Here is a 12,561-nt window from a genome sequence, read left to right on the forward strand (position 1 = left end):
TTGCCCCGTGATTTCCTCCTGGCTCTGTCCGGCTGATGCAGGCGGCTCGCCGCGCGAGGAACTGCTGATCGCCTTTGATCGCGCTCGCAGCGCGCGCGTGCTGGTGCTGCCCGCGTGGTTTGACGAAGCAAACAAGCTCAGGCGCTTCACGCTCGAGGTGATGCGGCGGCTCGATCGCGCCGGGATCGACAGCTTCCTGCCCGATCTGCCCGGCTGCAACGAGAGCCTCGCCCCACTTGCTGAGCAAAGCCTCGATGGCTGGCGCCGCGCCGCCGAGGCTGCCGCGGCCGCCTGCAAGGCAAGCCACGTGCTGGCGATCCGCGCCGGATGCCTGATCGCCCCTCCCGCCCTGCCCGGCTGGCACTATGCCGCGCTCTCCGGCCCGAAGCTCTTGCGCGCGATGCTGCGCGCCCGCAGCCTTGCCGCGCGCGAGGCCGGGATTTTCGAGACTTCGGAAGAATTGCTCGAAATCGGTCGCGGCCAGGGCCTGGTGCTTGGCGGATGGTCGATCGGCGCGCCAATGCTGCGCGCGCTCGAAACCGCCGAGCCTGCGCCCGGCCCGGCCCAGCGCCCCGTCACGCAGGCCATGCTCGGCGCGGGCGGCGGCCTGTGGCTGCGCGCCGAACCCGATGAGGATGCGGCCCAGGCCGATGCCCTCGCCGCGCTGATCGCGCAGGATCTTGCCGGGGGCGCAGCATGACCCGCCTGCACCTTGCCTTTGCCTGCGAAGGAGCGATGCTCGCCGGCACGCTCGATCCAGCGCCGGGCAGCACCGGGCTGCTGATCGTCTCGGGCGGCAACGAGATCCGCAGCGGCGCCTTCAGCGGTCAGGCCGAGCTGGCCCGGCGGATCGCCGCGGTCGGCTTTCCGGTGTTCCGCTTCGACCGCCGCGGGGTTGGTGACAGCGAGGGCGATAACCGCGGCTTTCGCCATTCAGACAAAGATATAAGGGCCGCACTTGAGACCTTCCGCGCGCTCGCGCCGCAGCTTGGCCGGGTCGTTGGCTTCGGCAATTGCGATGCCGCCTCGGCGCTGATGCTGGCGCGCGGGGGCGGCTGCGATGCGCTGGTGCTCTCCAACCCCTGGACGATTGAGGAGGAACAGGGCGGCGCAGAGCACCCCACCCCGCCCCCCGCGGCGATCCGCGCGCGCTATGCCGAAAAGCTCAGGAACCCGCGCGAGATCGCCCGCCTCATCACCGGCGGGGTCGATCTCGGCAAGCTCGCCCGCGGGCTTGCCCGGGCGCTGCGCCCGGCCCCACCGCCGTCGAGCCTCGCCGACGAGATGCGTGCGGGGCTGTCCGGCTTCGCGGGGCCGGTGCGCATCCTGCTGGCCGGGGCCGACCGCACCGCGCAGGTGTTCGAAAGCGCGTGGGACCGGGCCGACCCGCGCATCCGCCGCTGTCCCGAGGCGGGCCATGCTTTTGTTGAAGCCGCGCACCGCGATTGGCTTGCGGCCGAGATCCGCGCGGTGCTCGAGACCTAGCGCTGAAACAGGCTGACGAGTTCGACATGGGTTGACCAGCGGAACTGGCCGACCGGGCGCAGCCGTGCGAGGCGATAGCCCGCTGCGGCCAGCACCGCCGCATCGCGCGCCCAGCTTGACGGGTTGCAACTGACATAGACGATCCGCTCCACCCGGCTTGCCGCCAGCTCGGCCACCTGCGCGCGGGCGCCGGCGCGCGGGGGATCGAGCAGCACCGCATCGAAGCGTTGAAGCTCCTCGGGCCGCAGCGGATTGCGGAACAGATCGCGGTGGAGCGCCAGCACCCGCCCGCCAGCGCGCGCGCCCGCAGCCTTGCACGCGAGATGCGCGGCGCGATCGGCCTCCACCGCAAGCACCCGCGCCCTACCGGCAAGGCCGAAGGCAAAGGTGCCAAGCCCGGCAAAGAGATCAACGATCGTGCCCGCGCCCGCGAGCCATTGCGCCGCATCGCCCACCATCCGCGCCTCGGCGTCAGCAGTGGCCTGGAGGAAGGCGCCGGGCGGCAGGCTTACCGCCGTGCCCGAGAGGGTGATGGTCACCGGCTCCGGCTCCCACAGGGTTTCGGCCCCAAAGCCCTGATCGCACGCGAGCCGCGCGAGGCCCTGCTCCCGGGCGAAAGCAAGCGCCGCCTCGGTCGCCTCCAGCCCCTCGAGCGCCAGCGGCCCGAGCGCGACATCCACCCCCTGATCACCAAGGGCAAGGTCGATCCCCACCATCTCCCGCGGCCCCCAGGCGGCAAGAAAGGCGCGCAGCGGGCCGATCAGGCGGGCGAGCGCGGGGTGGAGCACCGGGCAGGCGGACAGATCGACGATCCGGTGCGAGCCGGCCGCGCGAAAGCCCAGCACCGCCCCGCCCGCGGTGCGCAAGCCATGAAGCGCGGCCCGGCGGCGGCTGCCAGGGGGCGAAAGGTGGACGGAAAGCACCTCCCGCGCCTCCAGCCCCTGCGCCCTTGCCGCATGCACCACGCGATCATGCACGAAAGCACCAAGTGCTTCCTCGTCAACATGTTGGAGCTGACACCCGCCACAGCTTGAAAAGTGTTCGCAGGGCGGGGTTTGGCGATGCGGGCCAGGGATCACCTGCCCTGCCGCATCGATGAGATCGCCCGGCACCGCTCCCGGAACGTGGCGGCCCGAGGCGGTCACCCCGTCGCCCTTGGCGGCGAGGCGGATGATCGGCTCGGGCGCGCTCACAGGCAGGCCGCCAGCGCGTGGGAGACCTGCGCGGCGAGCGCTGCGGGGGTGAAGGCCGGCCCCGCCGCCCGGGCTGCCGCGCCGTGGAGCCACACCGCTTCGCAGGCCGCGGTGAAGGGATCGGCGCCGCAGGCCATGCGGCTCGCCGCGATCCCGGCGAGCACATCGCCGCTGCCTGCGACCGAAAGCCAGCTTGGCGCCGGCGGGGCGAGCGCGAGGCGGCCATCGGGCGCGGCGATCAGCGTGTCCGGTCCCTTGGCCAGCACCACCATGCCGCTCGCCCGGGCCAGCGCCAGCACCTGCGCGCGCCGATCCCCGCCGGAAATGCCGAAAGCGGCAAGCAGCGCGGCAAGCTCGCCCGCGTGCGGGGTGGCGATGAGCGGCAACCCGGCGGGAAGCTGGTCGGGGGTGAGCAGCATCAGCGCATCGGCATCGAGCACCAGCGCCCGCGCCCCGCCGAGCGCCGCGGTGAGCGCCGCGCGCGCGGCCTCATCCCGGCCCAGCCCCGGCCCGATCAGCACCGCCGCGAGCCGCGGATCGGCCAGCGCCGCGCCGAGCGGGGCATGATCGGCGACGAGATCGGGCGGCGCCGCGAGCCCCGGCGGCGCGCCCAGCAGCTTGACATAGCCCGCCCCGGCGCGCTGGGCGGCGGCAGCGGCAAGCAGGCTCGCGCCTTGCATCGCGCCCACAACAATGCCGAGCAAGCCGCGGGAATATTTGTTCGCCTCAAGCCCCGGCGCGGCGATCCTGGGGCACGTCACCAGCCGTGCCGCGCCCGCCACGGGAGCAATCCCGATCGGCACCAGCCGCTTTTCGCCCATCAGCGCCCGGCCCGGCAGGCTCCAATGCGCAAACTTCCACGCGCCGAGCGCGAGGGTGAGGTCGAAGCATGGCAGGCCCTCGGCCAGCACCGCGCCGCTGTCGCTGGCAATGCCCGAGGGCAGATCGATCGCGATCTTGAGGCGGTGGCGCGCGGCGAGGCCGGCGATCAGCCGCGCGTGATCGCCGGCGAGCGGGCGGGTGAGGCCGGAGCCGAACAGGCAATCGACCAGCACTTCGCCCCTCGCCGCCTCGGGCGCGCTCGGCGCGCCGCCCCAGCGCTGCCGCGCCTCCTGCGCCGCCGCGGTTGTGGGCGTGAGCGGCGCGACCACCGTCACGGCATTGCCCGCCTCGCGCAGGCGGCGCGCGATCACATAGCCATCGCCGCCATTATTGCCGGGCCCGCACAGCACCGTCACCGCCCGGCCCGCCGCGGCGCGCCGCACCCATTCGGCCGCGCCCCCGGCGGCGATCTCCATCAGTTCGCCAACGCTGGTGCCAGCATCGAACAGCGCCTCTTCGGCGGCGCGCATCTGCGCGGCGGTGAGGATCTGCGCCGCGCTCACGGCCGCGCGGACGCAGCGAGCAGCTCTGCCGGAACGCGATAGCGATCCGCGCCCACGGCAAAGGCGAGCGTGCCCGCCGCGCCTTCCTCGCGCACCAGCGCCTCGGCCCCGTCCCCAGCGCTCAGCGCGCCGCTGGCGGGATCGCGGGTGAAGCGGCGAAAGCCGCCGTCGGGATGGTGGATGACGAAATCACCGCCGCCCGCCACGCGCTCGAGCGTGCAGACCTCGGAAAAGTCACGCGCGCCCCCGATCGCGCAGGCCACCTTCTCGCCCGGTGGCGGTGGGCTGGCCTCGCTGCAAGCCACCGCGGCAAGGCCGAGCAGCAGCGCGCTAGATATCCGCAAAGACATGGGTTTCCTCCCGCGCACCGGGATGGGTCACCGCCCCATAGCGCGCCGGGCCAACGTTCTGGGCATAGCGCCACAGCGCCCCCGAACCATAGTCGTTCTGGCGCGGCTGCCAGCGGGCCCGCCGCGCGGCCAGGACCTCCTCGGGCACGTCGAGGTCGATCGTGCCCGCCACGGCATCGATATGGATCATGTCGCCATCCTCGACCAACGCGATCGGGCCGCAATCGGCCGCCTCGGGCCCGACATGGCCGATGCAAAAGCCGCGGGTGGCGCCCGAGAAGCGCCCATCGGTGATCAGCGCCACCTTCTCCCCCATGCCCTGGCCATAGAGCGCCGCGGTGGTGGAGAGCATCTCGCGCATTCCGGGGCCGCCCTTGGGCCCTTCATAGCGGATCACGATCACGCTGCCTTCGGCAATCTCGCGCGCCTCGACCGCGGCAAAGGCATCCTCCTCGCATTCGAACACCCGCGCCGGGCCGGAGAACTGCAGGCGCGCCATGCCGGCGACCTTCACGATCGCGCCATCGGGCGCAAGGCTGCCCTTGAGCCCCACCACCCCGCCGGTGGGCGAAAGCGGCGTCTTGACGTCATAGAACACCTTCTGATCGGGGTTCCAGGTGATCTCCTCGAGGTTCTCGCCGATGGTCTTGCCGGTCACGGTGATGGGGTTGGGATCGAGAAAGCCGCCATCGAGCAGCGTCTTCATCGCCATATAGACCCCGCCGGCCTCGTGCATGTCCTTGGCGACATACTTGCCGCCGGGTTTGAGGTCTGCGATGTAAGGCGTTGATTTGAAGATTTCGGCGACATCGAAAAGATCAAACTCGATGCCGCATTCATTGGCCATGGCAGGCAAGTGCAGCGCGGCATTGGTCGAACCGCCGGTGGCCGCCACCACCCGCGCGGCGTTCTCGAAGGCGGCGCGGGTGCAGATGTCGCGCGGGCGCAGGTTGCGCGCCACCAGCTCCATCACCTGGCGCCCCGCGGCAATCGCGATTTCCTCACGCGATTTGTAAGGTGCAGGCGCCATATTGCTGTTGGGCAGAGACAATCCGATCGCCTCGCCCACGCAGGCCATGGTGTTGGCGGTGAATTGTCCGCCGCAGGCGCCGTGGCCCGGGCAGGCGACCTTCTCGAGCGCGATCAGCTCGCTCAAGGGGCACTTGCCCGCGGCGTGCTGGCCCACCGCCTCGAACACATCGACCACGGTGACATCCGCGCCGCGATAGGTGCCGGGCAGGATCGAGCCGCCATAGACGAAGATCGACGGCACGTTGAGCCGCAGCATCGCCATCATCATGCCCGGCAGGCTCTTGTCGCACCCGGCAAAGCCCACCAGCGCATCATAGCAATGGCCGCGCACCGAAAGCTCGATCGAATCGGCGATCACCTCGCGGCTGACGAGCGAGCTTTTCATCCCCTGGTGGCCCATGGCGATGCCATCGGTCACGGTGATGGTGTTGAACCGCCGCGGCGTGCCCCCGCCGGCGATCACCCCTTCGCGGCAGATATCGGCCTGGGCATTGAGGGTGGTGTTGCAGGGCGCCGAATCGTTCCCGGCGCTGACCACGCCAACGAAGGGGCGGTTGATCTCCTCCTCGCTCATGCCCATGGCATAGTAATAGGAGCGATGCGGGGCGCGCTCGGGCCCGAGCGAGACATGGCGGCTCGGCAGCCTGGTCTTGTCGAAGGTGTGCGACATGGAATGTCCTGTTGCGCGGGGTGTGACGCAATGTCCCCTGCCTTCAGCCGAGCCGCTGCGCAACCCTTTGCGCGATGCCGGCGATGCGCGCGGCCCAGCGGGCGTGGTCGGCAGGGGTGCGCACCAGGTCCTGGCGCAGCTCAAGCCCGAGATAGGCGCGCCCCCTGCCTTCGGCGTGGCGGTTCATGGTGTAATTGAGATCGCGCCCCGAATAGGGAAGGTTGTCGCCCACGATCAGCCCTTCGGCCTCCAGCAGCGGGATGGCGATGCGCGCGGCGCGCGCGTAGGTGTTGTAGAGCACGCCGACCTGCCACGGGCGCGCCTCATCTCGGCTGGCAAGGCGCGGGGTGAAGGAGTGGAGCGAAAGGATCAGCGATGGCTGCGCCGCTTCGAGCCACGCCGCCAGCGCGCTGTGATAGGGGCGATGGAAGCGGGCGAGGCGCAGCTCGCGGTCAGCCCCGATATTGCCGGGGATCGCATGCCCATCGCTCACCTCGGGCACGAGGCCGGGGGCATCCTCCTCGCGGTTGAGATCGCAGACGAGACGGCTGACCGCGGCAAGATGGGCGGGGATGGCATGATCGCGGGCGAGGCGCGCGGCGATCGCCGCGGTGCCGATGTCGAGCGCGATGTGGTCGTCAAGCAGGCTCTCAGGGATCCCAAGGTCGATATCTTCCGGCACGTGGTTGCTGGCGTGATCGACCACGCAGACGATCCCGCCGGGCGCGGGCGTGCCGATCTGGCGAAAGACTCCGCTCACCGCAGCCGCCCCGCCATGGTCCACCACGCCTGCGGCATCGCCGCGCGGGCTGCGTCGCGCGCCGCGCTCGTCTCGTAAAGCGCAAAGCAGGTCGCGCCCGAGCCCGACATGCGGGCAAGCCAGGGGCCGGTGGCGCGCAGGGCGGCGAGCACCTCGGCGATCACCGGGCACAGGCCGATGGCGGGGGCTTCAAGATCGTTGCGCCCTTCCCTTGCGATGCGGCTCGCCGGGCCTTGCGGCAGCGGCCCGCGGTCCACCCCGTCCCAGGCCTTGAACACCGGCCCGGTCGCCAGCGGCAAGCGCGGGTTGACCAGCAGCACCGGGGTTCCGGCAAGATCGTCTTCCACCTCGGCCTGCTCGGTGCCGGTGCCAAGGCCAATATGGGTGCGGCTCAAAACGCATGCCGGGACATCCGCGCCAATCTTGGCCGCGCGCACGGGCCAGTCATCGGGCAGGCCGTGGAGCGCCTCGACCATCCGGAACACCGCCCCGGCATCGGCCGACCCGCCGCCAAGGCCCGCGGCGACGGGGAGGTTCTTCTCCAGCGTCACGCTAAGGCCCTGCGGGCGCGGCAGGGCGTTGAGGGCGCGGGCGACGAGGTTGTCGAGCGGGTTGTCGAGCACGCCTGCAAATTCGCCCAGCGTGGTGACGCTGTCCTGATCGGCGGGCGACGCCCTCAGCACATCGCCCGCATCGACAAAGGCAAACAGGGTCTCGAGCGCGTGATAGCCGTCCTCGCGCCGCCGCCGCACATGCAGCGCGAGGTTGAGCTTGGCATAGGCGGTTTCCTTGAGCGGCAAGGCGCCGCTCACATATTCGGATAGTTCGGCCCGCCCCCGCCTTCCGGCGTCACCCAGTTGATGTTCTGGTTGGGATCCTTGATGTCGCAGGTCTTGCAGTGGACGCAGTTCTGCGAATTGATCTGGAACCTGGGCGCGCCGGTCTTCTCGTCGGTCAGCCATTCATACACCCCCGCCGGGCAATAGCGCGCCGAAGGCCCACCATAGACGCCAAGCTCGCTTTCCACCTGGAGCGCCAGATCCTTGACCTGCAAGTGGCAGGGCTGATCCTCGGCGTGGTTGGTGTAACTGTAGGCGACGTTGGTGAGCCGGTCGAAGCTGATCACCCCATCGGGCTTGGGATAGTCGATCCTGGGATAGAGATCGGCGCGGCCCATCTGCGCATAATCGGGCTTGTGTTTCATGCTGATCGGCAGACCGATCTTCAAGGTGCGCATCCACATGTCGATGCCCGCAAGCAGCGTGCCGACATCGCCGCCAAACTTGGCGACCGCCGGCTGGGCGTTCTGCACCAGCTTCAATTCGGTGGCGATCCAGCTTGAACGCACCGCCGCGTCGTAATCGGCAAGCTCGGTCTTCTCCTGCCCCGCCGCGATCGCCGCGGCGACGCTTTCGGCCGCCAGCATCCCGCTCTTCATCGCGGTGTGGCTGCCCTTGATCCGCGGCACGTTGACGAAGCCCGCCGCGCAGCCGATCAGCGCGCCGCCGGGGAAGGCGAGCTTGGGCACCGATTGCCAGCCGCCCTCGTTGATTGCCCGCGCGCCATAGGCCACGCGCTTGCCGCCTTCGAGATATTCGCGGATCGCCGGGTGCTGCTTCCAGCGCTGGAACTCCTGATAGGGCGAGACCCAGGGGTTCTTGTAATCGAGCGCGGTGACGAAGCCGAGCGCCACCTGACCATTGGCCTGGTGGTAAAGGAAACCCCCGCCCCAGCTGTCGCTTTCCGACAGCGGCCAGCCCTGGGTGTGGATCACCCGGCCCGGCACGTGCTTCTTGGGATCAATGTCCCACAACTCCTTGATGCCAAGGCCATAGACCTGCGGGCAGCAATTGGCTTCAAGGTCATAACGGGCCTTCATCCGCTTGGTGAGGTGCCCGCGCGCGCCTTCGGCAAAGAGGGTGTATTTGGCGTGGATCTCCATGCCCGGCTGGTAATCGGGCTTGTGGCTGCCATCGGCGGCAACGCCCATGTCTTGGGTGATGACGCCGGCAACCCGGCCTTCTTCATCGATCATCACCTCGGCCGCGGGAAAGCCGGGGAATACCATCACGCCCAGCGCCTCGGCCTGCTCGGCCAGCCAGCGGCACAGGTTGCCGAGGCTGCCGGTGTAGCAGCCGTGATTGCTCATCAGCGGCGGCATCAAGGCATGGGGCAGCGCGGTCTTGCCGCTCTTGGAGAGCACCCAGTGCCAATTGTCGGTCACCGGGGTTTCGGCCATGGGGCAGCCCATGCTGCGCCACTCGGGCAAAAGCTCATCGAGCGCCCGGGGATCGACCACCGCGCCCGAAAGGATATGGGCGCCGATCTCCGAGCCCTTCTCGAGCACGATCACCTCAAGCTCGGGGTTGATCTGCTTCAGCCGGATCGCCGCGGAAAGCCCGGCCGGGCCGCCGCCCACGATCACCACATCGCAGGGCATGGATTCACGTTCGCTCATCGGGCTATCCTGATCCTTGGCCGGTTTGGGCGCGCACGCCGCACAATCCGGCGAATTGGCTGTGCGGCTCACTTGCTAACAGGGTGTGGGACAGTCAAGACCTGCCTTTCTTGACATGGGATCGCAATGAGCCTGGCAGACCTTTCGCTCGCCCGCGATGTGGCAGCAACGCTGGCCTGGTGGCAGGCCGCGGGGGTGGACTGCGCCTTCCACGATGACGCTACGGCGCTGCTGGCCGAGGCGCCGCTTGACGAGGCCCAGGGCGCTGCCGGGCCAGCAGGGCCGCGCGGCACGCCCGCCGCATCGCCGGCAGCCTCGGCCCCCGCCCCATCCACTGCTGCCCCCGCCCCCCAGCCCGATCTCATGGGCGAATCGCCCCCGGCTGATCTTGCCGCCTGGCGCGAATGGTGGCTGAACGATCCGGCGCTCCTCCCCCGCGGGCTCTATCCGCGCGTGCCCCCGCGCGGGGTGGCAGGCGCCGCCCTGATGGTGCTGGTGCCCCAGCCCGAGGAAGGCGATAGCGCCGCCCTGCTCGAAGGGCCGCAGGGGCGCCTGCTTGCCAATATGCTTGGCGCCATGGGCCTCGGGGCCGACGAGACCTATCTGGCGAGCGCCCTGCCCTGCCACATGCCGCTTGCCGATTATGCCGCGCTCGCAGCGCAAGGGTGGGACAAGGTGCTCGCCCATCACATCGCCCTGGTGGCGCCGCAGCGCCTCCTGGTGCTCGGCAGCGCGCTCGGGCCGCTGCTGGCACCGCAGGCGGGGACGTCTTTACGTGAATTCAACCATGCTTCGGGCAAGGCTCCAGTGATGATTGGCGATGCGCTCGAGGCAATGCTGGCGATGCCCCGGCTCAAGCCCCGGTTCTGGCGGAGATGGATGGAATGGTCGCGCGAGGCATGAGGCACCTTCGGGCAGCGCTGGGGATGATCGGCCTTGCCGCCCTCGCCCTGCCGGGCGCGGCCGCAGCGCAGGTCGGCAATCTCGTGGCCGACTGGCGCGGTGAGGCGCGCGCCGAGGCCAGCGCCGCCGTGCCGAGCCTGCTTTCGCCCGAGGAACGCGCGCATTATCGCGCGCTGTTTGCCGCGATCGATGCCGAACAATGGGCTGAGGTGGAAAGCCTGCTCGCCCAGCGCCCCGACGGGGTGCTCACCCAGGTGGCCGAGGCGGAATATTACACCCATGCCCGCAGCCCCAAGGTAAGCGCCGAGGCGATCGCCGCCTGGCTTGCGCGCGGCACCGATCTGCCCCAGGCTGAACAGCTGGTGCGCATGGGGGCCAAGCGCGGGCTGGCCGTGCTGCCGGCGCTGCCGAGCGCGCAGGCGCTGGTGCGCCAGCCCTCGGCGCCGCGGCGCATCCTGCCCCGACCGGTCAATGACGGCACCATGCCCGCCGCCACCGCCAGCGCCATCCTCGCCGCGATCAAGGGCGACAATCCGGTCGAGGCCCAGAGGCTGCTCGCCGAGGTCGATCCGCTGCTTTCCGCCGATGCCCGGGCCGAATGGCGCCAGCGCGTCGCCTGGAGCTTCTACATCGAGAACGACGACAATGCCGCGCTCGAACTGGCGCGCACCGCCGCCGAGGGCACCGGCGAATGGGTGGCCGAGGCCGCCTGGGTCGAGGGCCTCGCGGCCTGGCGGCTGGGCTATTGCGCGCTCGCGGGCGAGGCCTTTGATCGGGTGGCGGGGCGCGCTGCCAATGTCGAACTCGCCGCTGCGGGCCACTATTGGGCGCACCGCGCTGCGATCCGCTGCCGCGAGCCGGGCGCCGCGCAGCAGCACCTTGCCGCCGCGGCGCAGCTGCACGAGACGCTCTACGGGATGCTCGCGGCCGATCAGCTCGGGATCGAGCTTCCCGCCCATGCCCCGCCCGCGCCCTTCAGCCGCGAGGACTGGCAGCAGCTTGCCACGCGCAGCAATGTCGCGGTGGCCGTGGCGCTGGCCGAGATCGGCCGCCCGGCGCTCGCCGACACCGTCCTGCGCCACGAGGCGAAGATCGGCCCGGTGAGCCATTATGCCGCGCTCGCCCGGCTGGCGCGCGAGCTGGGCCTGCCTGGCACGCAGCTGTTCATGGCCCACAACGCCCCCTATGGCACCAGCAGCGATCCGGCGCTGCGCTTTCCGCTGGCGCGCTGGCAGCCGGTGGGCGGCTGGCAGGTCGATCCGGCGCTCGCCTTTGCCCATGCGCTGCAGGAATCGAACTTCCGGGCCGATGCGGTCAGCCCGGCCAATGCCCGCGGGCTGATGCAGATCATGCCGGCGGCTGCGCGCGATCATGCCGGGCGGCTCAATCTCGGGGCGAGCTGGGCCGATTTGAACGATCCCGAAGTCAACCTTGCCTATGGCCAGCGCCACCTCGCCATGCTGCGCGACCATCCCGCCACCGGCGGGGTGCTGCCCAAGATCATGGCCGCCTACAACGCCGGGCTGACCCCGGTGGCGCGCTGGAACGCCGAGATCAACGATCAAGGCGATCCGCTCTTGTGGATGGAATCGATTCCCTATTGGGAAACCCGCGGATATGTGGCGATCGTGATGCGCAATTACTGGATGTATGAGCGGCTCGCCGGGACTGCCTCGCCCAGCCGCCGGGCGCTCGCCGAAGGGCGCTGGCCGACCTTCCCCGATGCCCGCCCGATGCGCGCCGCGCGGCTGGAGCGCTGATGGCGATCGATCCTTCCCGCCCATTCAAGCCGATCAACATCGCGGTGCTGACCGTATCGGACACCCGCACGGCCGAGACCGACACCTCGGGCGATATCCTTGCCGCGCGGGTGACCGGTGCCGGCCACCAGCTTGCCGCGCGCAAGATCGTCAAGGACGATGCGCCCACGCTTGCCGCGAAGCTTGAAGCCTGGATCGACGATCCGGCGATCGATGCCATCATCAGCACCGGCGGAACCGGCCTCACCGGCCGCGACGTGACCCCCGAGGCGTTGGCGATGATCCGGGAAGCGCGCGAGATCCCCGGCTTTGGCGAGCTGTTCCGCTGGATCAGCTTCAAGACCATCGGCACCAGCACGGTGCAATCGCGCGCCATGGCGGTGGTGGCGCGGGGCACCTACATCTTCGCCCTGCCGGGATCGAACGGCGCGGTGAAGGATGGCTGGGACGGCATCCTTGCCGAACAGCTCGACAGCCGCAACCGCCCCTGCAACTTTGTCGAACTGATGCCGCGGCTGCGCGAAAAATAGCCCGCACGCGCGCTGCGCCCCCTGTTCAGGCTTGG

The 12,561-nt window shown here is 70.1% G+C and carries 12 protein-coding genes; 5 read left to right on the forward strand and 7 right to left on the reverse strand.

Features of this window, described 5'->3' with window-relative positions; all coding sequences use genetic code 11:
- Window positions 1-7: 7 nt before the first annotated feature.
- Window positions 8-700: an alpha/beta hydrolase family protein gene (locus G524_RS0101485; RefSeq protein ID WP_027442119.1), complete on the forward strand. Its 693-nt coding sequence runs from the start codon at window positions 8-10 to the stop codon at window positions 698-700.
- Window positions 697-1,485 carry a hydrolase 1, exosortase A system-associated gene (locus G524_RS0101490; protein WP_027442120.1) on the forward strand — a complete coding sequence of 263 codons (789 nt, stop codon included), beginning with the start codon at window positions 697-699 and terminating at the stop codon, window positions 1,483-1,485. Before G524_RS0101485 ends, G524_RS0101490 begins: the two co-directional genes overlap by 4 nt.
- Here the strand turns inward: G524_RS0101490 and G524_RS0101495 are convergent.
- From G524_RS0101495 to G524_RS0101525, 7 genes are read right to left on the reverse strand one after another with little or no spacing between them, the layout of a single operon-like run.
- On the reverse strand, window positions 1,482-2,678 hold the full coding sequence (locus tag G524_RS0101495) for a class I SAM-dependent RNA methyltransferase (RefSeq protein ID WP_027442121.1): 1,197 nt from the start codon (window positions 2,676-2,678) through the stop codon (window positions 1,482-1,484). The genes G524_RS0101490 and G524_RS0101495 overlap by 4 nt on opposite strands.
- On the reverse strand, window positions 2,675-4,063 hold the full coding sequence (locus G524_RS0101500) for an NAD(P)H-hydrate epimerase (protein WP_027442122.1): 1,389 nt from the start codon (window positions 4,061-4,063) through the stop codon (window positions 2,675-2,677). Before G524_RS0101500 ends, G524_RS0101495 begins: the two co-directional genes overlap by 4 nt.
- Window positions 4,060-4,413, reverse strand: coding sequence for a hypothetical protein (locus G524_RS0101505; protein ID WP_156893972.1), 354 nt, complete (start codon window positions 4,411-4,413; stop codon window positions 4,060-4,062). Before G524_RS0101505 ends, G524_RS0101500 begins: the two co-directional genes overlap by 4 nt.
- Window positions 4,394-6,115 carry a dihydroxy-acid dehydratase gene (gene ilvD, locus G524_RS0101510; RefSeq protein WP_027442124.1) on the reverse strand — a complete coding sequence of 574 codons (1,722 nt, stop codon included), beginning with the start codon at window positions 6,113-6,115 and terminating at the stop codon, window positions 4,394-4,396. The genes G524_RS0101505 and ilvD overlap by 20 nt, the downstream gene beginning before the upstream one ends.
- 43 nt (window positions 6,116-6,158) lie before the next feature.
- Window positions 6,159-6,875: an N-formylglutamate amidohydrolase gene (locus G524_RS0101515; RefSeq protein ID WP_027442125.1), complete on the reverse strand. Its 717-nt coding sequence runs from the start codon at window positions 6,873-6,875 to the stop codon at window positions 6,159-6,161.
- Window positions 6,872-7,675: a 4-(cytidine 5'-diphospho)-2-C-methyl-D-erythritol kinase gene (locus tag G524_RS0101520; RefSeq protein WP_027442126.1), complete on the reverse strand. Its 804-nt coding sequence runs from the start codon at window positions 7,673-7,675 to the stop codon at window positions 6,872-6,874. Before G524_RS0101520 ends, G524_RS0101515 begins: the two co-directional genes overlap by 4 nt.
- An 8-nt stretch (window positions 7,676-7,683) precedes the next feature.
- The gene (locus G524_RS0101525) at window positions 7,684-9,333 is read right to left on the reverse strand and encodes an electron transfer flavoprotein-ubiquinone oxidoreductase (RefSeq protein WP_027442127.1); all 1,650 of its coding nucleotides are present in this window, start codon (window positions 9,331-9,333) and stop codon (window positions 7,684-7,686) included.
- 126 nt (window positions 9,334-9,459) lie between these two features.
- Between G524_RS0101525 and G524_RS14635 the strand changes: the two genes are divergently transcribed.
- From G524_RS14635 to moaB, 3 genes are read left to right on the forward strand one after another with little or no spacing between them, the layout of a single operon-like run.
- Window positions 9,460-10,236, forward strand: a complete 777-nt coding sequence (locus G524_RS14635; protein ID WP_036857068.1) for a uracil-DNA glycosylase family protein — start codon at window positions 9,460-9,462, stop codon at window positions 10,234-10,236.
- A complete protein-coding gene (locus tag G524_RS14640) occupies window positions 10,233-11,996 on the forward strand; it encodes a lytic transglycosylase domain-containing protein (protein ID WP_084625019.1) in 1,764 nt (587 codons plus the stop codon). The genes G524_RS14635 and G524_RS14640 overlap by 4 nt, the downstream gene beginning before the upstream one ends.
- Complete coding sequence (gene moaB, locus G524_RS0101540) at window positions 11,996-12,526, forward strand: molybdenum cofactor biosynthesis protein B (RefSeq protein WP_027442128.1); 531 nt, start codon at window positions 11,996-11,998, stop codon at window positions 12,524-12,526. The genes G524_RS14640 and moaB overlap by 1 nt, the downstream gene beginning before the upstream one ends.
- Window positions 12,527-12,561 lie beyond the last annotated feature (35 nt).

Source organism: Erythrobacter cryptus DSM 12079 (assembly GCF_000422985.1).
Taxonomy (GTDB): domain Bacteria; phylum Pseudomonadota; class Alphaproteobacteria; order Sphingomonadales; family Sphingomonadaceae; genus Erythrobacter; species Erythrobacter cryptus.